Raw genomic sequence first — 24,809 nt, 5'->3', positions numbered from 1 at the left:
CCACCCTCACGGCCTCATCGGGGCCCGACACCGTCCTCTTCGGCACGCAGCCACTTCTCCACGGCTGCGTTTCCCGCGGTGTGCTGGAGGAGTCTCAGGCGCGCCAAGGTGCCGCTCTCCGGGGCAGACCGCGCAATCGTCCCGACCGCGCCCGCGAGTTCCGCCGATTCCGCGCGGCACGGCGTACGGCCTACGGCTTGTGGGCGACGCCGCCGGCGATGCAGCGCTGGGCTGAGCTCAAAGGCTTGAGTCGCGGGCCGTCAGGCCACCAGTCGGCACACCGCACCAGGCCCGGGTCGACCATCTCCAGGCCGTTGAACAGCTCCTCCAGCTCGGCCCTGGTGGAGAAGGTGCCGCTGCCCATCATGCTGTGCAGGAACAGGTCCTCCATCTTCCGGGCGGTGGCGCTGTACTCGTCTTCCGGATCCAGGAAATGACTGATCGCGACGTAGGAGCCGGACGGAAGGGCCTCGAGGTAGGCGCGCATGACGTCCTTGCGCGTACGCGTGCCCTCGCCGTTGTAGTGGTGCAGCGTGCCCATGTGCAGCAGCGCGATCGGCTCGTCCCAGTCGAGGTGGGACCGTACGAGTTCGTTGCCGAGCAGCCTCTCCGGTTCGAAGATGTCCCCGGCGGTGATGACGGCGCTCTCGTTGCCGTCCAGCAGTGTGCGGCTGTGGCCCAGCACCAAGGGGTCGTTGTCCACGTAGACGACCCGGGCGCCGGGGATGAGGCGCTGCACCACCTGGTGGGTGTTCTCCGCGGTCGGCAGGCCCGACCCGCAGTCGAGGTACTGGGTGATGCCGGCCTGCCCGGCGAGGAAGCGGCAGACGCGGATCAAGAAGGCGCGGTTCTCGACCGCCAGGTCCGCGGCCTCCGGCGCGGCTTTCTGCACGCTCCGCACCACCTCGCGGTCCACCTCGTAGTTGTCGCTGCCGCCCAGGAATGCGTCGTAGACCCTGGCGATACTGGGCTTCGTCGGATCGATCCGGGTCGTTGCACTGGACATGGGACCTCGCGGGCGTCTCGATGGGATCGGTCGGCCAACGGACACTAGCCAGACCGGTAGGCCGAACGGGGCATCGATCGCCGAAAAGGTCCCGGATTCCACCCGATGGTGTGGCCGAACGAGTGGTGGCGGAGGCCGGGGGGCCGGATCGGTGCCGCTGCCCGGGGAGATGGCCGAACCCTGCGGCGCCAAGCCGCCCCGCCATCAGCCTTGTCCACGAGCCTGGTCCGCGCGCGCTGCTCGGGCAGGCTAGTTTGTTCGGATGAGTCTTCTTGATGATGTGGCCGAGCGTGACGGCTGGCGGTGTTGGGTGTGTGACGAGCCGGTCGACCCCGACGAGTCGGTGAACGACCCGCGGGGGCCCAGTGTCGACAGCCGGACCGCCGACCGCAAGGCCAAGGTCCCCGAGCGGCTCGCGCACCGCGGGTGCAACACGCGCAAGGGTGCGGTCAAGGTGGTCATCGCCTGGCCGGAGCACCTGTATGTAGTCGAACCCGCGCCGCTGATCGCCGTTGCCGACAGGCTGGAGCGCAAGGGTGGCCGCGAGGTGGTGGGCCGTTGTCCGACCAGGAAGGACGCCCAGGAGGTGGCGGATTGGCTGGTGGACCGGTTCTCCCGGCTGGTACCGGGACTGCCGGTGACCGCGGGCATCGAGCCGGGCGGCGGCCAGTTCCTCGTCAGCCTGACCACTGGCCGCCGCTGATCGGGGGCGGGTGGTCAGGCTGACGATCGGACGCGGCCCGACCCTGAAGCACGCGCCGTGATGATGTACCGCCACCGCACTCTCCCAGCCGCTCAGCGCCGGCGCCGTACAGCAGCAAGGGGCGCAGGAACAGGACCCACGCGGATCCGGGGTGACCGCCTGGTGCTCGTGCTCGAGAGGGTGGTGTGCGGTCAGGCATCCGGGGCGGCGAGCGGCCTGGTCACTTCGCCCTCGGTGCGAACCGGGCTCAGGCGCCGTCTTACAGCTGGACGGTGGTGCCGGGCTCGAGGCGCTCGATCGGGATGCCGGTCAGGCCCTTCTCGCCGAGGAGACTGGCGGTGGAGTGCTGGCCGAGGTCGCTGAGCATGAGTTCGTGGATCTGGATGATGCGCTCGGGCTTGACGGTGCGGACGTAGTCGGCGGCTTCGCCGAGCTTCGTCCATGGGCCGCTGGTCGGCAGCAGGAGGGTGTGTACGGGAGCGTCGGGCGCGAAGTAGGCGTCGCCGGGGTGGTAGACGGCCCCGTCGTCGAGGAGGTAGCCGACGTTGTCGGGGCACGGGATGTCGGCGTGGATCAGCGCGTGGCGCCGGCCGTGGACGGTGGCGGTGATGGAACCGACGCTGAAGGTGTCGCCCGCGGTGACGGCGTGGACGCGGCCACCGCGGCTGCCGAGGGCGGCTGCGACCGCGGCTGTGCCGTAGACCTGCAGCCCGGGCTGGGCTTCGAGAGCGGCGGCGACGAGCTCTTCGTCGAAGTGGTCGAAGTGTTCGTGGGTGACCAGGACGGCATGAGCTCGGGTGACGGCTTCTGCCGCGTCCGGGGTGAGAGTGCCGGGGTCGATGACCAGGCGGGTGCCGTCCTTCTCGAGTGTGATGCAGGCATGGGAGTGCTTGGTGAGCTTCACAGCGGGTCCTTTCCGAGCCGCCCAAATATCTACAGCTAAACTGTACAACATGGTTGTAGGTGTGGTTAAGCTGGCGCCATGGACGAGAATCAGCTGGCCGAAGAACTTCGCCTGACCATCGGACGGCTCGTGCGCACTGTGCGCGCTGCCGACAAGATGCCGCTCGGCGAGGCCGCCGTCCTGGGGTACCTGGACCGCAGCGGCCCGCAGACCACCGCCGATATCGCACAACAGCGGGGAGTCAGTCACCAGTCGGCTGCCAAGGCGGTCAAGGAACTCCTGGCTCAGGGCCTTGTGTACGCCGAGGCGCACCCCAGCGACGGGCGCAAGCTGTTGCTCCACCTCACGCCGACGGGAAGCGACCGCCTGGCCGAGGAGCGCCGAAGGCGTGCGGACTGGCTCGGCGCCGCGATCAGCGATGTCCTCAGTGACAGTGAACGAAAGACGCTTGAGGCGGCGCTGCCTCTGCTGTCCCGCCTGACCGCACACTTGAACGGCAAGTAGACCGCGAGACTTCGCGCCCGCCGCGTACCGCCACCTGGAGGGCGGGGCTTCGGCGCCGTCGGCTGGTGTCCGGTTCACGACTGTCAGTCGGGTGGCAGCCCTTGGGGGTAGGACGGTGCCGGACAGCCCGGATTCGAACCTGACGGAGGCCCGTACGACCGGCTGTTCTGCCCCTCAACGTGCGCTCCGTCGCGCGGCCGACCGCGCCGACAGGCCGGCTCCCCATCGGCGGCGTCTCGGACGAGTGCGCCCGGTACCTGTGACGAACCGGTGACGCCGACGCCGCCGTCCCGTGTCTCCCCTCCTGGTAATTTGGCACACGCTTTCGATCAACTCGTGCTCCACTAAGGGACTTCTCGTGCACAAGAACCTGCGTCACAGCCTCATCGCCGCGGCCGGCATCGCGGCCGCCCTGGCCCTCACGGCATGCGGCAGCGACTCCGGCAGCGACAAGGCCGCCACCTCGAAGGACCCGAAGCCGGCCGCGACGCCGAGCAGTCCGTCGGCTGCGTCCAGCTCCGGTGCCGGTACCGACGCCAAGGGCGGCAGCGTGGAGGGCGGCTGGATCTCGATGGCGAATCCGTCGAAGCCCGTTGTCCTGACCGTCAAGGGCAAGACCGCCGTGGTCGTCGAGGGCGCCTCCGGCCTGACCTGCCAGGGCACCACCGACGGCAAGTCCTTCGACCTCAAGTGCCCGGCGGGCGCACTGCACGCGAAGGGCCAGGTCGCCTCCGTGGGCGCGGCCGAACTGAAGGTCACCTGGCAGGAAGTCGGCACCGAGACCTACCAGAAGAGCGAGCCGGGCAAGCTTCCCACGGGCCTCCCCACCGCCATCCCGAAGCCCTGACCCATCCCGTACGGTCCCGCGCCCCGGCCGGTCGGGACCGTACGGTCGCGGTGCTCGGCCCACGGGGGGACGACGGGCGATGCCGATGCCGGAGCGGCACCCTCGTCCACGCAGAGGGACGTGATCAGAGGGTGGCAGTGCGCAGCACGATCAGGGCTACGGAGGCCACGGTGAGTACCGCCGCCGGGAGCGCGCCCTTGTGGTCGCCGACGCGCAGGTGGAAGGCAACCGCCCCGGTGAAATAGAGCGTCAGGCCGATCGCGGCGGCGACTCCGAGGGGTCCCCACCGGAGTCCGGCGATCCCACCGGCCGCGCCCGCGATCTGAGCGCCGATCAGGAAAGCCATCATGCTCTGCGGCACGCCGAGGGCGGACATCTGCTCGGTGATGTGCCGCGTCCGCAGAGACTTGGCCCCGGCCGATATCAGGAGAACCGCCGACATCAACACGGTGACGGCGGCAAGGGAGACGAACATGGCTGAAACCTCAATCATGCGAGATGCGAGTACGGGGCGTGCGCACCTCGACGACGATAGGCGGCCGTCAGGTACCTCCAGGTAACCTTCGGGGCATGAACCAGCGACCCGGAATCGCCTTCCTCTCGGACTGTCCGGCTCTCCTGGCCATGGAGATCATCGCCAGCAAGTGGTCCATGGTCACGCTCTTCGCGCTGACCGACGGCCCGTTGCGCCACGGCGAGCTGGTCGAACTGAGCGGTGGCATCTCGCGCAAGGTACTCACCCAGACGCTGCGCCGGCTCCAAGCCAACGGGCTGGTCGAGCGGCACGCGTACGCCGAGGCGCCGCCGCGCGTGGAGTACGGCCTGACCGATCTCGGGCGAACCCTGGAGGAGCCCATCAGAATGCTCACCGCATGGGCGCGGGAGAACGGCGAGGCGGTCGTCACCTTCCGGGAAGCAGCCGAAGAGGCCAGGACCATCGGGGCGCTTTGACGTCACAGAGCGCGATCCGGGCCGAAGTCCGACGGGACGGGAAGGTATTGGCGCCGTCGGGATCGGCTCACGCCGACGAGGTCCTCGACGAAGTCGCCGCCTGCTGCCGACGATTCTCCGACTCAGGTCGCCAGGCCGCGTCGTCGCCGCCCGGCCCTGCTTCGCCTGGCATTCTGTCAGGGGCGTCCCCGATGTCCTGTTGTGCCCTCCCGCGGCCTGCGATGTCCCGAGGTGTGCCATGTCCGAAACCTCCGGCGCGGTTCCCCGGGCCACGCTGACACCCTCGGACGTCGCGATCATGGTGATCGGCATCGTCCTGGGTTTCGGCATCTTCGCGACCCCTGCGCTGGTGGCGAGGTATTCGAGCGACGAGGCCGAGTTCGTGTCGCTGTGGCTGCTGGGCGGGCTGGTGACGCTGATCGGTGCGCTCTGCTACGCCGAGCTGGGCAGCGCGCGCCCCGACGCGGGCGGCGAGTACGCCTTCCTGAACGAGGCCTACGGGCGGAAGGTCGCCCTGCTGTTCGCCTGGGCGCGCTGCGCGGTGATCCAACCGGGTGCCATCGCGGCCGCCGCCTTCGTGATGGGCGACTACGCGAACGCTGCCCTGTCGCTCGGACCGTACGGTCCGAGCCTGTACGCCCTCGTCGCGATCACCGTCTTCACCCTCGTCAACCGGGTGGGCATCACACCCGGAAAGCTGACCCAGCGGTTCGTCGAGGTCGTCGTCGTCCTCGCGCTCATCGCCATCGTCGTCTCGGCGTTCGCAACGACGGCTCCCGCACCTCGCCCGAGCACCCCGCAGGAGACGTCGGTGGCCGGTATCGGCCTCGCGATGATGTACATCCTCCTGACCTACGGCGGCTGGAACGAGGCCGCCTACCTCTCGGGCGAACTCCAGGACGCCCAGCACAACATGGCCCGTGCCCTGGTCCTCGGCGTGCTCGTCGTCATCGCCGTGACCCTCGCGATCAATCTGGCCTTTCTGCACGTGTTGGGGCTCGAGGGGGTCCGTGACAGCGATGCCGTCGGCGCCGACATGATGCGCGCCGTCGCCGGCGACGCGGGGGCGACGGCCCTCAGCGTCGTCGTCATGCTGTCCACCCTGACCACGCTCAACGGCCTGATGATCACCGGGGCCCGTTCGTACTACGCGCTCGGCCGGGACGTGGCCGCGCTGCGATCGATCGGCACCTGGAAGGAACGCGGTTCGACTCCCGCGAACGCGCTCGTACTGCAGGGCGCGGTCTCCGCGGCGCTGGTCGTCTTCGGAGCCGTCACGCGCGTGGGGTTCCGGGCGATGGTCGCCTACACCGCGCCGGTGTTCTGGTCCTTCATGTTCCTGGTGGCCCTGTCGCTGTACGTCTTTCGCAGGAGGGAGTCGGCCGCGGCCCCGCACTATCGGGTGCCTCTCTATCCGGTGACCCCCGCGCTCTTCGGACTCAGCTGCCTGTGGGTGCTCTGGTCCAGCCTCTTCCACGCCGGATGGGGAGCCGTTCTCGGCGTCGCGGTGCTGCTCGTCGGTACGCCCTTGCTGCTCCTCGAGCCCACCCGGCCTCCCGGTGCGACCGGTGACTGACGGCCAGGACGACCGGTGACTGGCTGTGTGCCCACCAGCCGGGGGACCGCTGCCTCAGGGACGCGGTCGCGCTTTCGTGGGCGGATCGACCTCCGCCGTGTTCTCGGCGATGACGGTCACTCCCTCATCGACGTTCCCCTGCCACAGTGGCAGGGGGCCGAAGGTCGGGTTCAACGGCAGTTCGTACCCGGGCGGTGCCTGGGTCTCCAGCCAGTAGTACGTGCCGAAGGGCTCGGTACGAGAGCACACGCCGTCCGCCCCGGTGGTGCAAGGGACCGAGATGCTGGTGTCCGGGTTGGCGCCGGTGGTCTGGAGACCGGGGATGCCGTTGGTCTCCTCCCACAGCTGGAAGATCGCGCCGGCCAGGACGTCGCCCGTGGTCGCGTCCTCCTTGACCACCGTGACCGCACCGGTCGCGGGCGAACCGGGTCCGTCGCAGTCGGGCGACCCGTCCGGGCAGTGGCGCGGGGGGCGGCAGGGGCGGCAGTGGTGTGGGGGGTTGCAAGGGCCCCCGGGGAGGGCAGCCCCGCCGTGATCCGGTGGGCACACCGTGTCCGTGCTGTTGCTGCCGACCGAAGCCCTGCCGGAGGACGGCTCTGCCGCCGCCGCATATGACGGGGCTGCGGCCAGCAGGGCCGCCACCGCCATCCCGATGGCCCATGGGCGCCAGAAGGTCGGTGTCGCGCGGAGTTCACGAGGATCCATGGCACGACATGATCGGGCCGGGCAAGTGGATCGGGGTGACGACACCCTGCTACGCCGACGTTCCGTCCGTACGACCACTCGAACGGCTTCGATGCGGTGTGGCCCCGGGTTCGTGCGGCCGCGGGGCTGATGCGCCGGACGGTGAGGGTCGGATGGATTGCATGTGACGTAGCGCAGACCTGGTGCGATCCTCCACTGTCCGTGCGGTGCGCGCACTGTGCAGACTGACGGGCATGTCTGATCTCCCACCGTCCCCGATGTACGAGGGCTTGGCCGCTGCTGCACGGCTGCGGTCGGCTCCGTTGGCGTTCGGGGCCGGTGCGATGGTCGGAGTGCTCGGCGGTCTGATCGGGCTCGGGGGCGCGGAGTTCCGGCTGCCGCTGCTGATCGGCATGTTCGGCTTCGCGGCCCTGTCCGCGGTGATCTTGAACAAGGCGCTGAGCCTGGTCGTCGTGGTCACCGCCCTGCCCGCCCGCCTCGCAGCCGTCTCCTTCGCCGACCTCGGCGCGCACTGGGCGATCGCGGTCAACCTGCTGGCCGGCAGTCTCCTGGGCGCGTGGGCCGGAGCCTCGTGGGCGGTACGGATGCGGTCCGCGACCCTCTACAAGGTCCTCGCCGTCCTGATGGTGGGCATGGCCGCCGCCCTGGTTCTCACCCACATCACCGCCGTCGGTTCCCTCGCCCTGCCGGGCCCGGTGCAGGTGCTGGCCGGTGTGGTGGCCGGGTTCGGGATCGGCGTGGTCGCCGCCATCATGGGCGTCGCCGGAGGCGAACTCCTCATCCCCACGATCGTGCTGCTGTTCGGCGCGGACATCAAGCTCGCCGGGAGTCTGTCCCTGCTGGTATCCCTGCCCACGATGCTCGTCGCCTTCGCCCGCTACAGCCGCGACAACAGCTTCGCCGTACTCGCAGAAAACCTGCGCTTCGCGGCCCTCATGGCCGGCGGTTCCATCACCGGCGCCCTCCTCGGAGGGCTCTTCCTGGGTGTGATTCCCGACCTGGTCCTCATCCCCGCTCTCGCGGTGATTTTGCTGGTCTCGGCGGTGAAGGTCGCCCGACACGACTGACTCGGCCGTGCCCGTCCCGCCGCGCGGGCCAAGGGCCGAGTCCCGGTCATGTGGGTGACGACCTGCCGGAGTGGTTCCGGGGGAGTGGGCCTTCGCGTACGAAGGCCGGAGGCTCCATGGGCAGGATGGCAAGGCGCCCGCTATACCCGGGGGTGCGGCTTGCTCGCCGACCGGAGTACGACGGACGCTGCGGCACGGAGGGTTCAGGCGGTCACCGCGGTGGCAGTGCCGGGTTCCGCGGCCGCGCCGTACACCGGCACCGCCCATGCCGGGGCCGAGCGTTGTCCGGGCCGTCATCTCCTCGTCACCGCGGTGGAGTTCCGTGGCCTGCCGGTCGGAGCCGATGACGGCGGCCCCGGGACCGGGAACGTGGCTCCTCGACCGGCGTGCCGACCGGGGTATGCCGCTCAGCCGGTAGGGGTGGGGGTGCTGCTCACGTGGATGTCCACGTTGACGACGGCCTCGGCGATGGCCTGCCGTACCGCGGCGACCACGGTGTCGGTGTCGACACCGTGCTGCTGGCCGAGTTGGGCGGCGAGTGCGGTCACTGCCGCCTGTGTCGCGGCGATCTGTCGGGCGACGGCGTCGGTCTGGTTGTTGTGGACCTTGTCCATCCAGGCCATGACCGCGCCCATGTCGACGGGGCGGCCGGTGGCGGCGTTGGTTTCGGTGTGACGCCAGACGGCGGTCGCGACGGCGTCGAGGTCGGCCTGGGACAGGGGCATGTCGTCCTCCGGGGATCCGAGAGCCCAGGCGCGAAGATCCTCGCGGCCGGGCAGGGGGCAGTAGTCCTTGTCGACGGGGTTGTCGTCGTACTGGTGGAACATCCATCCGGCCTTGATCCCGGGGTCGCCCGCGCGCCGGCCCGCGGTGGCGATCCACAGGAAGTCGCCGCAATAGCTGGTCGTGTCGACGTTCTTCCAGTAGTCGGCGTTGCAGTACATGCCGACCCGGTGACCCGGCATTCGACCCTTCACGTAGCGGAGCCAGTCCTCCTTGTAGGCTCGCTGGCGGGCCTTGGAGACACCGGAGTTGGCGTTGTCGTAGCCCTCCCAGTCGAGGACCAGGATGTCGCCGGGCTGCCAGGCGGCCTGGTCGAGGAAGAAGTCGGCTTCACGCTCCGGGTCGTTCGCCATGTGGGGGTAGTGGTAGGCGCCCCAGACCAGGCCGTGGCGTTTGGCGTGGTCGCGCTGACGGACCCACCTCGGATTCGTGTAGCCGAGGCCCTCCGTGATCTTCGTGAAGACGAAGTCGAGTCCGGCGAGGCTCGGTTCGTCGCTCTGGTAGGACGCCCAGTCCTGTCCGTAGATGCCCATCAGCCGTTGCCCTTCTTGCCGTGGATGGCTCGCCGGCCCCGGCCCGGCAGTCGGTGTTTCAGCGCAGGCCGGGTATTGCTGGTCGGGGAGGTGACGCCGCCGCCTCGGGCGAGGGGCCAGGACTGGTCGGCGGCGGTGAGGTATGCGGAACGATCGGTACCACAAGAGGTTCCCCAGCGGCTCGTCGGCCGATACGTGCCTGAGTTGAAGAATCGATTCCGCGCATCGAGGGGAGCTCCGGGCCGGGGGTGGTGGGGAACCGGACATGTTGGGAACGGCCGTGCAATGGCATGGCCACGTCAATTCATTCATGTCATTCTGAGCGGCCCCTCAGGCTGCGTCCGACAGGCGTCGCCGTGTATGCCCCCGGAGGCATGTGTCCATGTCCGCATCGCGAAGAAGTGCTTCACCACCGGGAAGAACCGCGTTGAACGGCCTCCTCGTCCTGGCAGCGACACTCGCCATGATGTGGCTGCCCGCCGCCGTGCAGGCACGTGCCGACGGCCACGCCGCGGCGGAACAGGTCCGCCTCGACTCGTGGATGGGTGACCTGTCCCCGCGCATCGCCGATACCCCGCTCAACCGGATCGCCATGCCCGGTAGTCACGACGCCGGGTCCTGGAGCATCACCGCGCGGTCGGGGCAGTGCCGCACCGGCTACATCTACGACCTGGCCAGATCCTTCCCGCAGTTGGCCGCCAGCGTCGCCAGGACCCAGCGCGTGTCCATCGCCGAGCAGCTCGCGAACGGATCCCGCTACGTCGACCTGCGCCTGTGCAAGCAGGACGGCCAGTGGTTCACCTACCACGGAGCCCCGCTCGGTGCCCCGTTCTTCGAACCGGACGGGGAAGCCGGGCAGATCGGCCGGTGGATCACCGCGCACCCTGCGGAGATCGTCGTCTTCAGCCTGTCCGTTTCCGCCCCCGCGGCGGAACTGCCCGCGGCCACCAAGGAGGCGTACGACCGCTTCGTTGCCGCCGCCGGTACGGCGAGGATCGCCTCCCAGCAGCAGTTCTCCCCGACGTCGACCTACGGCAGCTTCGTCGCCGCGGGCAAGAACGTGATCCTGCTGGACGACTCGGGACCGGCCGACCGCGCGCTGGCCTGGAACGCCACCGCCACCTCCTCCGGCCGCGGCAGCTACCCCGCCGACGGCCCGCCGGTCGGCAACTACCTCAGGGACTTCGCCGACCCCCGGGCGCTGTTCGCGGAGACCATCGCACGCGACCGGGCAGCGTTGGCCAGGAACCCGGGGGAGGACGCCGGGAAGTTCTTCGTCATGGCCGGAATCGTCCAGCCGGACACCCTCCTCGGCCTGGCAGGTCTACAGCAGAGCTTCACGGCGCTGCCCGACTCGATGACGTGCGCCGCGGGTTCCTTCTACGACCCCCGCAACGGAGGGGAGTGCTGGAGCTGTCCGGCCGAATACGTCCGGAACGTCACCCCCGTCACCCAAAGCGACGCCTGCTGGCTGCCCAGCCGCGCGGTCAGCACCTCCGCCACGTACGTGCGCAACGAAGCCTGGGCGTGGAACTGCCCCTCCGGTACCTTCTGGGACCCCCGCATGGACTCCTTCCCCTGGCAGGGGCAGTGCTGGTCCTGCCCGCCCGACCATCTGCGCAACGTCACCCCCGTCACCAGTGCCGACGCGTGCTGGCGCATGACCCCCATCCGCCAGGCCCCGGCGGCCTTTCGCGGACCTTCCGGGATCACCCGTACGTTCCTCCTGGACCGTGCGGCTTCCTACAACGCGCTCCTGCATCAGCAGCTCATCGGCCCCTGGAACGTCCCTGACCTGCGAAAGAACCTGAACATAGTCGCCGTTGACGACGTCACCGGAGCCCCGGACGGCCTTCAGCCCGCAGACCTGGCCCGCGCGATCATCGCCTACAACACGGCATGACCCCCGCCCCGGTGCCCCAGGACGTCTTCCGCGGGAAACGGCCCGGGGCACCGGCCGACGCCGGAGACGACACGCCGCATCCATGGCGCGTCGACCTTTCGGCAGGATCCGAGGGACGTCACCGCACGGCTCCAGCGTCTCCTCAGCCCGTTGTCGGGGCTCCCGTGGCTCTGCGGGCCTACGGGGACGGCAGCGCGGCGACCGTGTCGGCCAGGCAGGCCTGTGCCAGGTAGCCGACGGCGTCGTGCGGAGCGGCGAGGCCGTTGTCGACCCGGGTGTCCCGGAGGGACCCCGACGTCACGGCGTGGGCCAGGCCCCCGCCGGCCGTGACAGGGTCGCCGCCGGCGTGGAAGTTGTGCCAGGCGAGCGACTCCGGCACGGCCAGGTGCGAGTCGTGGGGCAGGGCGCGGCGCACCGTCAGCCAGCCGAGCGGGGAGCCGCAGGTGATCAGGGTGTGGATGCCTGGTTCCTGCAGCTCCCGGCGCTGCACCATGTCGTAGGCGATCACGCTGCCGAGCGAGTGGGCGATCAGGACACGTGCGCCGGAGCGTTCGATCTCGGTCCGGACCACCTTGCGGATCTGTGCACCGAGTTCCTCCTCGTGGAGGTAGCGGTACGCCTGCCGGACCAGGACCAGGACCCTCGCCCCGGCTCCCCGGCCGTGCTGGGCGTCGGCCGCGGCGAGGCGGCGGGTGACTGCGTCCGGAACGTACGGCACAGGAGCCCCGAGCGTCCCCTGGTACGGACGGGCTTCGGGCAGCGGACCGGGTGCGTAGGCGGCGAGGGCCTGGAGGACGAACTCCTCCTCCTGCGCGTCCATCGGTCCGCTCGCGCCCGGTACCTCCTCGTCGGCAAGGCCCAGATGCCTGTCGGTCCCGGGAGGAGCCGGTTTGTAGAGACCTGTGTAATGCGGAACCGTCAGGGTGGGGACGACCGTCCCGGCGGCGCCCGGCCTGCGCCCCAGCCCCCGTGTGAGCGCCCTGCCCCAGTCGTATGCGAGGCGGACCTCGTTGGTCCTGCCCTGGCCGATTCCGTGAACACCGACGATGTGCACGCCACCCCCTGTGGTCTCGCTGGTTCCGCTGCTCCCGCCCGTTCCACCCCCGGCGGCGTGCATGATCGTATCGGGTGGGGCTCGGGAAGGGCTCCGAGGACCAGTGAGGTGCGTGTGCAGGGGGACCGGCAGCCCGTGACGGCCGACCGACGGCTCGTGGTCGTCAGCGTCGACGACTACATGAAGGACGACCCGGGGTTCACCCAGGCCGTGGAGGCGCAGGTGTCCGTCGTCACCGGATGGCTCGCCTCACCCGCCCTCGCCGCCGAGAACCGGTTCACCGTCTCCCGCGCGACCGGCCTGTACTCGGTGCAGGACCTGAAGAAGTTCCTGATCGCGGAGGAACTCGAAGAGACCCCGAAGGAGGACGCCCTCGTCGTCTACGTGACCGGGCACGGAAAGAAGAACGGCGCCCGCAGGCACTACCTCACCTTCGCGCTCACCGACGAAGAGGCATTGGAGAAGACGGCGTTCCGCACGCGGGACATCGTCTCGGCCGCTCTTCACAGCAGCGCCGAGCACGTCCTCGTCCTCGTGGACTCCTGTTTCGCGGGCGCTCTGCGGGAGGACGTGGCCTCCCTGGTGTCGGACATGACCGCCGAACGCCGGGCCACGCGCACGGTGGCCGTCGTCGCCAGCGCCGACCTCCACGAGCAGCCCGAACTCGGCGAATTCAGTGACGTGGTCTCACGGGTGCTGGAGCGCCTGGAGGATGAGTCCCTCGGCGTCGTCGGCTCCCACCTCTCCTTCGAGCAGTGGGGCAAGCTCCTCGACCAGGCCAGCGAGCAGGATCCCCAGCGCAAGTACCCCCTGTGGCTGTGGCCCGACCGTCAGCGGGACGTACCCAGCGCCTGTCTTCCCAATCCCCGGCACCGGCCCGTCGAGCCGCTGGTCTCCGCACCACGCCGGCAGGTCTCGGTCTCGCGCCGCTTCCTCGCGTACTGGACCTCGCGGGCTTCGGGCCGGACCAGCGACGAAGATCCCGGCTGGTACTTCAGCGGCCGGGCCGCACTGATGACGAGGCTCGTCGAGTTCACCCGCTCCGGAACCGGAGTGCTGATCGTCACGGGGTCCGCCGGTTCGGGCAAGTCCGCCCTCCTCGCACGGCTCGTGACCCTCAGCGACCCCGACTTCCTCGCGGACCCGGCGCACCGCGCCATGGCACGGAAGCTCCCTCTGGAGCTTCGCCCCCACGAAGGGGCCGTGGACATCGCCGTTCTGGCCCGCGCCAAGTCCTCACAGGCCCTGCTGGAGGACCTCCTGAGCGCCTGCGGCCTTCCCCTCCCCGACGGCTACAGGCCCGCACTGCCCCTCCTGCTGGAACATGCCGAAGCCCTCGGAAGCGTGACCATCGTCCTCGACGGCCTGGACGAGGCCGTCGACCCGGCTGCCTGCATTGCCGACGTCGTGCTTCCCCTCGTCCGCAGCCGGGCAGTGCGCCTGTTGGTCGGTGTGCGGAGCTCGGCCGGCTTCGACGGTTACACCCACGGCAACGAGCCCGCCACCGAGCCGGACGGCGACCCGCTGCTGGCCTCCCTGCTCGCCGCACTGGAAGACGACACCTGGCAGGAGGTCCCGTACGAGATCCTCCGCACGGACACGCCCGAGGCCAGGGAGGACAACACGGCCTACATCGCATCGCTGCTCATGAGCGGAGGCAGCCCCTACCTGGAGCGCCCCAACACAGCCCTCGCCGCCGCACGCATCGTGGCCGGGGGAGTGTCTCCGTCCTTCCTCGACGCCCGGCTTGCGGCAGCCCAGCTGCGCGCTGCTCCGGACGTTCAGGACCTTGACGAGAGCGCCTGGCTGGCGCGGCTCGACGACGGCACAACAGGCCTCCTGCGCAGGGACTTGGAGCACGTCGCGCAGAACACGGGAACCAGCGTGCGCCTGTTGCTGACGGTCCTGCGCGCCACGGCCTTCGCCCCAGGCGCCGGTCTGCCGTGGGCGGAGGTCTGGCCTGCCGTCGTACGGGCCATGCTCGCCGAGGACGGCTGCGACGAAGACCCGGGCGCGGACCCTGAAGCCGCCGTTCGGACCTTCCGCGCGAGCCGCCTCGTCGGCTACCTCACGGAAGGCCAGGAGGACGGCCGCGCCGTCTACCGACCGGTCCACCAGAGGATCGCGGAGACACTGCTGACGGAACCGGACCTGCTGCTCGACGGCGGCACAGGCGACGGACGGCCACGGCCGCTCCCGACGCCGCGCAGGGTGCACCGGTCCATCGCCGAGGCCCTGGGCGAACTCGCCGAGCGCGACCGGCCGCACGCCCCGCACCCTTACGTCCTGCGGCATCTCGCCTCGCACGCATACACCGCCGACGTACTGGACGACCGGCATTTGACCCCGGAACTGCTCGCCCGGGAAACCTCCGGAGAACTGCGCAGCCGACTCCGCCTCCCTCTGCCCGTCGGCGACGCGGGACGCCGCAACGTGACCGCCGCCGCGCTCGTCGAGCCGTACGTGGACGAGGCCACCGACGCCGCGACGCGACTCGACAGCATCGTCTTCCTGCGCGAAAGCCTCGGCGGGGTGCTCCGCGAGGACGGCACGCTCCCGTTGGGCCACGACGTGGAGCGGGTACCCGAGCGCCCGCTGCTCGCGCCGGTGTGGACCGACTGGGTTCCCGCGGCGAACGTACTCGCCAAAGCACGGGGCCGGGTGACGGACCTCCACGGCTTCGGCCTTCCCGACGGCCGCGCGCTGGTCGCGTCCGCGTCCTACAACGGGATCGAGGTCTGGGACGGCGCGACCGGCCGGTCCGTCTCCGGCTTCGGCGGAGCACGGACATCCGGTGTCACCCCGATCACGGGCAACAGCGGACGCCCCTTCCTCGCCTCGGTCGGATCCAGCGGCGCGACCATCTGGGACCCCCTGTCGGGCAGGCCCGTGGCCCGCACGGATGGACGACACGCAATGGCCGCGATCAGGGTGCTGCGCCAGGGCACCGACCGATGGCTGCTGGCCTTCCTGGGCAGGGAGCGGTTGTGGCTGTGGCGGCCGGGCGCGTATCGCGAGCTCGACGCGATCCCGTTCCCGCAGCCGCCCCATGAGCCCGGCAACTCCAACTCCGCCGTACTGCACGGCCGGTACGGCAGGGTCCGGATCGCGTACGGCGGCCGGCGGGCCGGCGTCCACCTGTGGGACCCGGCCGACTCTCCGGAAGAGAGCGAGTTCCTGGACCTGGGCGGCTCCTTCAAGGGCCACGTCATGGCAGCCGTGAGCGGCCCGCGCGGCTACGACCTGCTGGTGACTTCCCACGGCATCAAACACGGTCTGCGGGTGTGGGATCCCGAGACCGGCGCGCAGGTGGACCAGATCCCCTGGGCGGCCAGGCGCCTGACCTCGGTGGAGGGCCCGCAGGGCCACCGCGTGCTCGCCGTCGTACGCGGACGGACCCTGAGCGTGCTCGACTTCGCGGGGACCTCCCGGACGCTGCTGGCCGAGTTCCCGGTCTCCGAGGTGGACGCGATCGCCGGTGTCGTGGGACGCGACCGTCCCTGGGCCGTGGCCACCGCGGGCAAGGAGGGGATCCGGCTCACCGTCCCGGGCCAGCCCACGGCCGGCGGCCGCAGACAGGGGCGCGCCGGACGCCGCGTCGTCCACCCGCCGGCTCGTCCGGGGAGCCTGTGCCACGTCGAAGACCACGACCGGTTCGGCGGCCCCGGCCTGCTGGCGGTGGCGGCCGACAGCCGAGTCACCCTCTTCGACGCGGCGCGCGGTGCGGCCCTCGAGTCGCACCAGTTCCCCGGTGCGCGGGAGGTACGTGCCTTCCCCTCGGCCGACGAGCCGCTCGTCGCCGTCGGCGGCCCCGAATCCGTAACGCTGTGGGACGTGCGGCGGCGGCGGTCGGTACGGGAGATCTCCACGGGCAAGTACCGCGCCTGGTGCACGACGGCGATCGTCGACGGGGTGGAACCCGTAGTGATCACTGCGGAGCGGGGCCGTGTCCGGCTGCATGACGCCTCTGGATCCCATGACGTGCCGCTGCCTCCGGAGCACTCGACGGCGGACATGACCTGCCTGACCGCGCTGCCCGACGGCAGGCTCGCCGCCACCGTGCGCGGAAGCGTCCTGCTGTGGGACATCGGAGCCCGGACCTTCGTGGGTGAAGAGGGGATCGACGACCCGTCCTGGATCCGTGCGCTGTGCGTCCTGCCCGGGCGGAATCATCGCTTCTCACTGGCCGCGGCCTCCTACGACGGCATCTGGCTCTGGAAGAGCCGGCGGGACGGCCGATTCCGGCCCCCGCACCGCATCCCGGTCGTGGGCGACTCCGTCACGACGCTCGCCTCCCTGAAGCTCGACTCGGGCAGAGCCCTGCTGGCCTCGGCGGGCGGCACGGGACTGCGGCTGTGGGACCCGGAGTCCGGCGAGGCCGTCCACTCCCTGCTCACTGCGGCTCCGGTGACCAACCTGGTGCCGGGAGCCGGCGGCCTCCTCCACCTCGGGGGCCCGTCGGGCCTCGCGACCCTGACTCTGCCGGGCATCGCAGGGATGGGTACACGGGTGAGGAGATGAGCCCCGGCTCGCACGGAGCCGGGGACGGGGAGGGAGTCCACGGACCGGTGGCTTCGGTCGTTGAACGGCCGTGCCCGTCAAGGCCGCCTTATGGACGCGGCCCGAACGGGCCGTCCTACGCGGTGGCCGGCAGGACGTGGTCGCCGACTGTGTCCGTGCTCAGGCACAGCGAGCAGACGACCGCGTCGTGGGTGGCACAGGCGGCGAGGTCGGGGCGCTCGTAGGGCTGGCGGCAGACGTGGCAGTCGAGGGTGGCTGCGCTCGGGTTCCCGTCGGCGTCCAGCAGGGGCTCGCTGATGCCGTCGTCGGTGCGGCGCAGGTAGTAGCGGCCCTTGGTGGCCACTGCCGTCAGCGGCGTGACGACGAAGGCGATGACGGCTGCGGCCACGGGTGAGTACGGCTGGAGGGTGTCGCCGAGGAGGTGGAAGTACATTGCGATCGACAGGCCGGAGGCGCCGACGAAGGCCACGACGCCGACCGGATTGACCGCGTGGAGCATGCCCCGGCGGAACTCAGGCTGGAGCGGGGACAGCTTCAGCACGTACTTGTTGATGCCGATGTCCGTGGCCACGGTGACCACCCAGGCGATCGCGCAGTTCGAGTAGAAGCCCAGGATGCCGCCCAGGAAGCTGAACATGTCGGCTTCCATCAGGGCGAGCGCGAAGGCCAGGTTGACCAGGACGAATACCATGCGGCCGGGGTAGTGCTTGGTGACGCGCGTGAAGGAGTTCGTCCAGGCCAGTGAGCCGGAGTACGCGTTCGTCACGTTGATCTTGATCTGGCTGATGACCACGAGGACCACGGCCAGCGGGATGACCATCCAGGACGGCATCATCGCGTCGAAGGCGCTGCGGAACTGCCGGATGGGCTCGGGCGCAGCCGCCGGTCCGACCTCGGCGATGACGTAGACGGCGAGGAAGACACCGATGGCCTGCTTGAGCGCACCGAGCACGACCCACCCGGGGCCGGCCATGACCACGGCGGTCCACCAGGTGCGCTTGTTCTCCTCGGTCTTGGGCGGCATGAAGCGCAAGTAGTCGATCTGCTCGCCGATCTGCGCGATCAAGGACAGGCACACGCCCGCTCCGAGCATGACGGAGGCGGTGTTGACGGCGCCGTCGCCGTTCGTGCCGGGGTAGGCCATGAAGCGGTCGACGGTGCCGGGGTCCTTGGCCATCAGGTAGACCAGCGGACCGGCCATGAGCAGCAGCCAGATCGGGGTGGTCCACACCTGGAGCGTGCTGAGCGCCTTCATGCCGTAGACGACCAGCGGGATCACCATGAGTGTGGAGATGGCGTACCCCAGCCACAGCGGCAGCCCGAGGCCGAGTTCGAGGCCCTGGGCCATGATCGAGCCTTCGAGGGCGAAGAAGATGAAGGTGAAGCTGGCGAAGATGACGCTGGTGACGACCGAGCCGTAGTAGCCGAAGCCGGAGCCGCGGGTGATCAGGTCCAGGTCGATGTTGTAGCGCGCGCCGTAGTAGGCCAGTGGGAATCCGGTGATGAAGATGACGACCGCGGCGACGGCGATGGCCACGAGCGCGTTGCCGGTGCCGTGGGCCAGGCCGATGCCGGCGCCGATGGAGAAGTCGGCCATGTAGGCGATGCCGCCGAGGGCCGTGGTGGCCACCACCATGGGCGTCCAGCGCCGGTAACTGCGGGGTGCGAAACGGAGGGTGTAGTCCTCCAGGGTCTCCTTGACTGCCTGGTCGGCAGCGGTCCCCGCCGTTTCCGTGGTGGTCTGTCGTGACTCGGTGGTGCTCATGCCACGCCTCCCGTTGGCGCTCGGGTGCAGGTGATGCGATGCGGAGCCCCGCATGACGCCGTTGGCAGGACGGGGTTGGTGGGGTCATGAGTGTTGTGCGGCAACCCTGTTCACGGCCGTGATCCCACGCTCGGTCACGCTAGGGAGCGCTTGTTACCCCGGGTGCGCGTTGTGGTGAACACCATGTTGCTGCGGGCGGCGTGGCCGCGTACCTACGCCGATCTCGCGCAGGCCCGGGCCTTGGCCGGGGCGGCCGTACTACGGCGTTGGCCGATGACCTCTGCGCTGCCGCCCGAACAACGCCCCGGGCTCCACCGGCGCGGCCAGGGCGCCGGGGGTCATTTCGGCAGCGAAGAGCCCTCGCCGAACGCGGTGAGCAGTTGCAGCGGGAACTCGGGATCGGCCTGGCCGATGGCCAGAGCAATCCAACGGTCGGAAGCAGGAGGCCGCCACACCTGCGTGCTGCCCGCCAGACCGCACAGGAAGTCCATCGGCTCGGGCGCCCGAAAGTCCGGATCCGGGTTGTCGAATCCGAGACGGGGCCAGAGGTCCACCGCCCCGGGAGTACCCCGGCGTTCAGTGAGAAGCGCAGCGAGACCAACACGACGGGGTGATCACGCGGCGGTCTGGGTATCAAGCCAAGGGCGATCGGCGAGCGAGGGGGGCTGACTCCGAATGGGGACAGCGGACGAGCAGGACCTTGGGGACGGGGAAGGCTGGCTGACGAACGCCGAAGTCCGGGAGATCTGGCCGCAGATCAGGCCGATCAGCATCACGGCCGTGGCGCGGGCCAACAGCGTACGTACCTCGACTGCGCCCTCCCCGGACCTGACCCGCGAGCCGACCTACCACGCGGCCGACGTGCGCGACGTGGCCGCGCGGATCGCCCGGGGCGAGGCCGATGTCGCGCCCTGGCAGCGCGCAGACTCCGACGCCGCACGCGACGACGCCACACCCGGCCCACCGGCTCGGGATTCCGTCGGTTGGGGGCCCGAGAACGTGCCGGGGCTGATCCTGCTGGCCATCATCGTGGGACTGATGCTCTGGGGCCTGACCTCTCCCGACAACCACGGCACAGTGACGGGCTTCGTGCGCTGAGCGCGCCAACCACCGCTTGTTCCACCTGGGCGGCGGCGATCACCCTGATGTCATGCGCGGCTGAGGAGCAGCTGCCGACCCAGTTGAGCGAGAGGGCCAACGCAGCTCAGCCGCGCCAGAGTCAGCAGGCTTCGGGGGCCTCTGGTGACCGCACTCCAGCCGTGTCCGGTCGGCGTCGGTCACTACGGGAGGAGACCCAGGCGCGAGGTGGATGTTCACCCGTCATCGTTCGCGGGGTCGCCGGAGAGGACGAAGCCGCTGTAGCCGTTTCGGGCCGCTTCGTCGCACACGGCCCGGTACCGGTCCAGCCCGCCGGTGTAGGCCAGGAACACCTTCGGCTTTCCGGGGACGTTGGATCCCATGTACCAGGATTCCGCCGCCGGGTACAGCGTCTGCTCCGCGAGCTCCGCGACGTGGGCGCCCCAGGCCTCCTCGGCCTCCGGAGTGACATCGATTTCCGTGAGGCCGCGGCCGATCAGATGGGCGATGCAGTCGGTGATCCACTCCACCTGCTGCTCCAGGGACACCGCGATGTTGCTGAGGACGGACGGGCTGAGCGGGCCGAGCACGGTGAAGAGGTTGGGGAAGCCCGCCGACATGAGCCCGAGGTGGTTGCGGGGGCCGTCCGCCCACTTCTCCCTCAAGCCCACGCCGGCCCTGCCCACGATGTCGATGGCGAGCTGGGATCCGGTCAGCGCGTCGAAGCCCGTGGCGAAGACGATCGTGTCGAGGGCGTGTTCCCCCTCCGTGGTCAGGATCCCCCGCGGCGTGATCGTCTCGATCGGGGTCGAGCGGAGGTCCACCAGCATCACGTGCGGCAGGTTGTAGGCGGCGTAGTAGCCGGTGTCCAGGCAGGGGCGCTTCGTCGCGAACGGGAACGTGCGCGGCGAGAGCGCCTCGGCCGTCTCCGCGTCGTCGACGACCGACCGGATCTTGGACCGGACGAACTCGGCCACCGTCGCGTTGGCCTTCTCGTCGGTCAGGATGTCGGTGTAGGTGCGGAGGAGCCCGCTGAGCAGTCCCGACCCCCAGGCCGCCTCGTAGGCGGCCGTCCGCTCCGCCTCGTCGGCCGCCAGGGCGGAACCGGTCGGCGGTTCGAAGACGGTACCGCCCCGGGAGAGCCGCTGGGCCTGGCGGAACTGTGGGTACCGGGCCTTGAGCTCGGCGGTCTCGGCACCGAGCAGCGGGCGGTTGTGGGCGGGCAGCGCGTAGGCCGGGGTGCGCTGGAAGACGGTGAGCGCGGCCGCCCGCTCGGCGATCACGGGGACGGCCTGGACCCCGGAGCACCCGGTCCCGACGACGGCGACCCGCTTGCCGGCGAAGGAGACCTCCTCGCGCGGCCAGCGTGCGGTGTGCAGGACCTCGCCCGCGAAGCTGTCCTGCCCGGGTATTCCGGGGTCCTTGGGTGCCGACATGCAGCCCGAGGCCAGGATGAGGAACCGGGTGGTGACGGTGCGCCCGGTGTCCGTGGAGACGTGCCAGGTGTGCGTGGTGCCGTCGTACGCGGCGCTCGTGACGCGGGTGCGCAGGGTGACGTCCCGGCGCAGGCCGAAGCGCTCGGCGACGTGATGGATGTAGCGCAGGATCTCCGGCTGGGACGCGTACCGCTCGGTCCACTCCCACTCCTGGTCCAGTTCGGGGGAGAAGGAGTACGAGTACGACATGCTCTCGATGTCGCAGCGTGCGCCGGGATAGCGGTTCCAGTACCAGGTCCCGCCGATGTCCTCGCCGGCCTCGAAGACCGCTACCCGTAAGCCGAGCGCACGCAGCCGGTACAGCTGGTAGAGCCCCGAGAGCCCGGCGCCGACGACGACGGCGTCGACCCGGTCGGTGCCGGGGGCGGTGGTGGTTCCCATCGGTTGCTCCATCTCCCCGAACGCGGCACGCGGCCCGCCCCGTCGGGGGCGGCGTCGGCAGTGGCGGGTGCGGTGGTGGGTGCGGTCGCCGCGCGTGGAGCCGGCGGGTGCGCGGGGGGCGCGGCGGCACGGGAGCGACATTCTGGTGCATGTCCGGCGTTGCGGGAAGTGGGAGTGGCTGGGCGGCCTCGTCTTTCCGGGGGTTCCTGCACCCGAACGCATTGTCGTCGGAAATCCGCCAACTGCCCGTAGAAGTAGGGGTATTGGCGGATATTGGGCCGTGACGCCCCTGCATGGGCGAGGTAATCTTAAGGCAAAGATGTGTTCGCGAGGTGGTCAAGTGGATCACCGAGTGCTGTCCCGTCCCGTCCCGCATCGGCTCGCGGCGGGCGGGCGGGCGGTGGCGAGCGAACACCGGCGTCATGCCCCTGGGGCGCGCCGATCCACCCATCGACTGATGACCTGAACACACCGCGCCCGCACACCCTCGCGAGCGCAGGAGAAAGGCCACCATGAAGTCCCTGGTTGACAACGCACGGTCCTTCACGGCCCACGTGGCGGAACGTGCCCAGGAGTTCCACGCCCTCGAGGCCGGACAGAGCCCCGAAGTCCTCTTCATCACCTGTTCCGACTCCCGGGTGGTGCCGTCCCTGATCACCGGCGCCCGCCCGGGCGAGCTGTTCGAGCTGCGGACGGCGGGCAACATCGTCCCCGCGTACAGCGGCAACCGTCCTTCTGCCGAAACGGCCACCATCGAGTACGCGGTACGGGTGCTGGGGGTTCGCGACGTCATCGTGTGCGGGCACTCGCACTGCGGGGCGGTCAACGCCCTGGTGAGCGGCGGCGACCTCTCCGGCCTGCCCGCCGTGCGGAGCTGGCTGGAGCACGCGGCCGGCCGGCCCGAGACGACGGTGCCCCTCTCGCCGGACCTCGCCGAGGCTGTCCAGCGCCACGCGGTCGCCCAGCTGGAGCGGCTGTACGAGCACCCCTGTGTGGCGGAACGGGTGGAGGCGGGGACCTTGGCGGTGCACGCCTGGTACTACGAGGTCCACACCGGGGCCGTGCGGGCGTACCAGCCGGCCGCCGGCTCCTTCCGGCCGCTGTGACCCTCATCCGCCCTCCCCACGGGCCGCCTTCCCGCCTTCCCCTTCCGCTTCCGCCGTGCGAGGAAGTCCACTGATGCTCTCCACCCTCAAGAAACCCGCCCATCTGCGACGAGACCTCCTGGCCTCGCTCGTCGTCTTCCTGGTCGCCCTGCCCCTGTGCGTCGGAGTCGCCGTCGCCTCCGGGGTTCCCGCCGAACTGGGCCTGGTCACCGGGATCGTCGGCGGTCTCGTCGTCGGCTGCCTGCCCGGCAGCAGCCTCCAGGTCAGCGGCCCGGCCGCGGGTCTGACCGTACTGGTCTTCGAAGCCGTGCAGGAGTTCGGCCTCGGCGCCCTGGGAGCCGTCGTCCTGCTGTCCGGACTCGCCCAACTCGCGATGGGCGCACTCCGGTTCGGCCGGTTCTTCCGTGCGATCACCGTGGCCGTGGTCCAGGGCATGCTCGCGGGGATCGGGCTCGTCCTGATCTTCGGGCAGCTCTACACCATGGCCGGCGTAGAGCAGCCCCGTTCGGGACTCGGCAAGATCGCGGGGATTCCGCGGCTGGCCGCCGAGATCGCCGCCACCGGCGCAGTCCTGACCTCTTTCGCCGTCGGCGCGGCCACCATCGCCGTCCTCGTCCTCTGGAAGAGGCTCCCGGCCAGGGTTCAGGCGGTCCCCGCCCCGCTGGCCGCGGTCGCGCTCGCCACCGCGGTCACCGCCGCGGCCGGCTGGTCGGTCCCCCGCGTCGACGTGCAGGGGCTCCTCGCCGCCGTCCAGCCGCCAGGGCTGTCGGACTTCGCCGCGCTGGGCAGCCTCGCGGCCGTCGGTACGGTCATCGCCTTCGCCCTGATCGCCTCGGCCGAAAGCCTCTTCAGCGCCGCCGCCGTCGACCGCATGCACGACGGCCCGCGGACCGACTTCGACAAGGAGCTGATGGCCCAGGGCGCGGGCAACGCCATCTGCGGCATGCTCGGCGCCCTGCCCCTGACCGCAGTCATCGTGCGCAGCGCGGCCAACGTCCAGGCCGGAGCCAGGACCAAGCTCTCCCGCGTCCTGCACGGGCTGTGGCTCGTGCTCTTCGCCGCCCTCTTGCCGGCCGCGATCGGCGTCATTCCCCTGGCCGCCCTCGCCGGCGTCCTCGTCCACGCGGGCTGCAAGCTCATCCCGGTCAAGGATCTGCTCCCGCTGTGGCGCCACCACCGCGGCGAGGCCCTCGTCCTGGCCGCCACCGCGATCGCCATCATCGTCACGAACATGTTCGAGGGTGTCCTGTTCGGCATCGCCCTGGCCGTGGCCAAGAGCGCCTGGGAGACCTCGCACGTCCACCTCGACGTGCACGAGACGACGGACGGCCGGTTCCTCGTCACCCTCGGCGGTTCCGCCACCTTCCTCCGGCTGCCCCGGATGCTCGAGACCCTCGAGGCCCTGCCCTCGGGGCACCCCGTGGAGCTCGACCTCTCCGGGCTCCGCCACCTGGACCACGCCTGCCGCACCACCCTGGAGGGCTGGGCGCAGCAGCGCGGGGTCACCGTCGAGGTTCCGGCGAGGCCCTGAGTCCGGTCCGGCCCTCCGGACGCGCTGCCGCCGCCGTCACGGTTTCGGTCTTCCTCCTGCGATTACCCGCCATCTCTTGGTCTTTCGTTGACTCTCCCTTGGTGTGTTCTTTACCTTCAAGGGGCGGTGGAAAACACCGATGCCGTGGTCTTCCCATCACTGGAGGTATCGCCGTGGAGAAGCTCATCCGCACCATGACGCAGGACGACGTCTGGCGCCGCTGGGTCGAGGCCAACTCGGCGCAGTCCGCGAAGGACGGCTGTATCAGTGCCTCGCCCAAGGAGGGCTGCATCAGCCTCGCCGGCAAGAGCGGCTGCATATCCTGACGCACCCGATCCGGCCTGACCGCCCGGCCTGCGGGGCCCTCGGAAGCGCGCAGACGGGACCACGATCCCC

Annotated in this window: 21 protein-coding genes; 12 read left to right on the top strand and 9 right to left on the bottom strand. The window is 70.3% G+C overall.

Annotation, left to right across the window (positions count from 1 at the left end; translation table 11 throughout):
• Nucleotides 1-190 precede the first annotated feature (190 nt).
• On the bottom strand, nucleotides 191-1,006 hold the full coding sequence (locus tag ACFY1T_RS16750; protein ID WP_390788772.1) for an SAM-dependent methyltransferase: 816 nt from the start codon (nucleotides 1,004-1,006) through the stop codon (nucleotides 191-193).
• Between the two features lie 262 nt (nucleotides 1,007-1,268).
• Here ACFY1T_RS16750 and ACFY1T_RS16745 point away from each other — a divergent pair, with 262 nt between their 5' ends.
• The gene (locus ACFY1T_RS16745; RefSeq protein WP_390788771.1) at nucleotides 1,269-1,709 is read left to right on the top strand and encodes a hypothetical protein; all 441 of its coding nucleotides are present in this window, start codon (nucleotides 1,269-1,271) and stop codon (nucleotides 1,707-1,709) included.
• Between the two features lie 259 nt (nucleotides 1,710-1,968).
• Here ACFY1T_RS16745 and ACFY1T_RS16740 read toward each other — a convergent pair whose 3' ends face one another.
• On the bottom strand, nucleotides 1,969-2,613 hold the full coding sequence (locus tag ACFY1T_RS16740) for an MBL fold metallo-hydrolase (protein WP_390788770.1): 645 nt from the start codon (nucleotides 2,611-2,613) through the stop codon (nucleotides 1,969-1,971).
• A gap of 78 nt (nucleotides 2,614-2,691) precedes the next feature.
• Here ACFY1T_RS16740 and ACFY1T_RS16735 point away from each other — a divergent pair, with 78 nt between their 5' ends.
• The gene (locus ACFY1T_RS16735) at nucleotides 2,692-3,117 is read left to right on the top strand and encodes a MarR family winged helix-turn-helix transcriptional regulator (RefSeq protein ID WP_390788769.1); all 426 of its coding nucleotides are present in this window, start codon (nucleotides 2,692-2,694) and stop codon (nucleotides 3,115-3,117) included.
• 358 nt (nucleotides 3,118-3,475) lie between these two features.
• A complete protein-coding gene (locus ACFY1T_RS16730; RefSeq protein WP_390788768.1) occupies nucleotides 3,476-3,964 on the top strand; it encodes a hypothetical protein in 489 nt (162 codons plus the stop codon).
• 124 nt (nucleotides 3,965-4,088) lie between these two features.
• Here ACFY1T_RS16730 and ACFY1T_RS16725 read toward each other — a convergent pair whose 3' ends face one another.
• Nucleotides 4,089-4,439: a DoxX family protein gene (locus ACFY1T_RS16725; RefSeq protein WP_390788767.1), complete on the bottom strand. Its 351-nt coding sequence runs from the start codon at nucleotides 4,437-4,439 to the stop codon at nucleotides 4,089-4,091.
• 95 nt (nucleotides 4,440-4,534) lie between these two features.
• Here ACFY1T_RS16725 and ACFY1T_RS16720 point away from each other — a divergent pair, with 95 nt between their 5' ends.
• Both ACFY1T_RS16720 and ACFY1T_RS16715 read left to right on the top strand, forming a co-directional pair.
• Entirely contained in the window at nucleotides 4,535-4,915 is a 381-nt protein-coding gene (locus tag ACFY1T_RS16720) for a winged helix-turn-helix transcriptional regulator (protein ID WP_390788766.1), read from the top strand.
• 238 nt (nucleotides 4,916-5,153) lie between these two features.
• The gene (locus ACFY1T_RS16715) at nucleotides 5,154-6,491 is read left to right on the top strand and encodes an APC family permease (protein WP_390788765.1); all 1,338 of its coding nucleotides are present in this window, start codon (nucleotides 5,154-5,156) and stop codon (nucleotides 6,489-6,491) included.
• Nucleotides 6,492-6,545: 54 nt separating this feature from the next.
• On the opposite strand, the gene ACFY1T_RS16710 is transcribed toward ACFY1T_RS16715, so the two are convergent.
• Nucleotides 6,546-6,890 (bottom strand): prealbumin-like fold domain-containing protein, encoded by a 345-nt coding sequence (locus ACFY1T_RS16710; RefSeq protein WP_390788764.1) that lies wholly within the window; start codon nucleotides 6,888-6,890, stop codon nucleotides 6,546-6,548.
• 539 nt (nucleotides 6,891-7,429) lie between these two features.
• Between ACFY1T_RS16710 and ACFY1T_RS16705 the strand changes: the two genes are divergently transcribed.
• A complete protein-coding gene (locus tag ACFY1T_RS16705) occupies nucleotides 7,430-8,263 on the top strand; it encodes a sulfite exporter TauE/SafE family protein (RefSeq protein ID WP_390788763.1) in 834 nt (277 codons plus the stop codon).
• Between the two features lie 407 nt (nucleotides 8,264-8,670).
• Here the strand turns inward: ACFY1T_RS16705 and ACFY1T_RS16700 are convergent, their stop codons facing one another.
• The gene (locus ACFY1T_RS16700; protein ID WP_390788762.1) at nucleotides 8,671-9,579 is read right to left on the bottom strand and encodes a glycoside hydrolase family 25 protein; all 909 of its coding nucleotides are present in this window, start codon (nucleotides 9,577-9,579) and stop codon (nucleotides 8,671-8,673) included.
• Between the two features lie 427 nt (nucleotides 9,580-10,006).
• On the opposite strand from ACFY1T_RS16700, the gene ACFY1T_RS16695 reads away from it, so the two are divergent.
• A complete protein-coding gene (locus ACFY1T_RS16695; RefSeq protein WP_390788761.1) occupies nucleotides 10,007-11,482 on the top strand; it encodes a hypothetical protein in 1,476 nt (491 codons plus the stop codon).
• A 178-nt stretch (nucleotides 11,483-11,660) separates the two neighbouring features.
• Here ACFY1T_RS16695 and ACFY1T_RS16690 read toward each other — a convergent pair whose 3' ends face one another.
• Nucleotides 11,661-12,302 carry a hypothetical protein gene (locus ACFY1T_RS16690; protein ID WP_390788760.1) on the bottom strand — a complete coding sequence of 214 codons (642 nt, stop codon included), beginning with the start codon at nucleotides 12,300-12,302 and terminating at the stop codon, nucleotides 11,661-11,663.
• Between the two features lie 369 nt (nucleotides 12,303-12,671).
• On the opposite strand from ACFY1T_RS16690, the gene ACFY1T_RS16685 reads away from it, so the two are divergent.
• Nucleotides 12,672-17,057 (top strand): AAA family ATPase, encoded by a 4,386-nt coding sequence (locus ACFY1T_RS16685; RefSeq protein WP_390788759.1) that lies wholly within the window; start codon nucleotides 12,672-12,674, stop codon nucleotides 17,055-17,057.
• A 115-nt stretch (nucleotides 17,058-17,172) separates the two neighbouring features.
• Here the strand turns inward: ACFY1T_RS16685 and ACFY1T_RS16680 are convergent, their stop codons facing one another.
• Nucleotides 17,173-18,822 carry a purine-cytosine permease family protein gene (locus ACFY1T_RS16680; protein ID WP_390788758.1) on the bottom strand — a complete coding sequence of 550 codons (1,650 nt, stop codon included), beginning with the start codon at nucleotides 18,820-18,822 and terminating at the stop codon, nucleotides 17,173-17,175.
• 338 nt (nucleotides 18,823-19,160) lie between these two features.
• The gene (locus tag ACFY1T_RS16675) at nucleotides 19,161-19,376 is read right to left on the bottom strand and encodes a hypothetical protein (RefSeq protein ID WP_390788757.1); all 216 of its coding nucleotides are present in this window, start codon (nucleotides 19,374-19,376) and stop codon (nucleotides 19,161-19,163) included.
• Between the two features lie 121 nt (nucleotides 19,377-19,497).
• Between ACFY1T_RS16675 and ACFY1T_RS16670 the strand changes: the two genes are divergently transcribed.
• Nucleotides 19,498-19,920 carry a hypothetical protein gene (locus tag ACFY1T_RS16670; protein ID WP_390788756.1) on the top strand — a complete coding sequence of 141 codons (423 nt, stop codon included), beginning with the start codon at nucleotides 19,498-19,500 and terminating at the stop codon, nucleotides 19,918-19,920.
• Nucleotides 19,921-20,135: 215 nt separating this feature from the next.
• Here the strand turns inward: ACFY1T_RS16670 and ACFY1T_RS16665 are convergent, their stop codons facing one another.
• The gene (locus tag ACFY1T_RS16665) at nucleotides 20,136-21,776 is read right to left on the bottom strand and encodes a flavin-containing monooxygenase (RefSeq protein WP_390788755.1); all 1,641 of its coding nucleotides are present in this window, start codon (nucleotides 21,774-21,776) and stop codon (nucleotides 20,136-20,138) included.
• A gap of 512 nt (nucleotides 21,777-22,288) precedes the next feature.
• On the opposite strand from ACFY1T_RS16665, the gene ACFY1T_RS16660 reads away from it, so the two are divergent.
• The 3 genes from ACFY1T_RS16660 to ACFY1T_RS16650 all read left to right on the top strand — a co-directional run bounded on the left by ACFY1T_RS16660 (nucleotide 22,289) and on the right by ACFY1T_RS16650 (nucleotide 24,739).
• Nucleotides 22,289-22,882, top strand: coding sequence for a carbonic anhydrase (locus ACFY1T_RS16660; protein ID WP_390788754.1), 594 nt, complete (start codon nucleotides 22,289-22,291; stop codon nucleotides 22,880-22,882).
• Nucleotides 22,883-22,955: 73 nt separating this feature from the next.
• Nucleotides 22,956-24,413, top strand: a complete 1,458-nt coding sequence (locus ACFY1T_RS16655) for a SulP family inorganic anion transporter (RefSeq protein ID WP_390788753.1) — start codon at nucleotides 22,956-22,958, stop codon at nucleotides 24,411-24,413.
• 173 nt (nucleotides 24,414-24,586) lie between these two features.
• Complete coding sequence (locus tag ACFY1T_RS16650; protein ID WP_229333940.1) at nucleotides 24,587-24,739, top strand: hypothetical protein; 153 nt, start codon at nucleotides 24,587-24,589, stop codon at nucleotides 24,737-24,739.
• Nucleotides 24,740-24,809: the final 70 nt, after the last annotated feature.

Source organism: Streptomyces sp. NPDC001194 (genome assembly GCF_042896985.1).
GTDB lineage: Bacteria > Actinomycetota > Actinomycetes > Streptomycetales > Streptomycetaceae > Streptomyces.
Note: the sequence above shows the minus strand (reverse complement) of the source record. Positions and strands in the feature narration are given on the sequence as shown.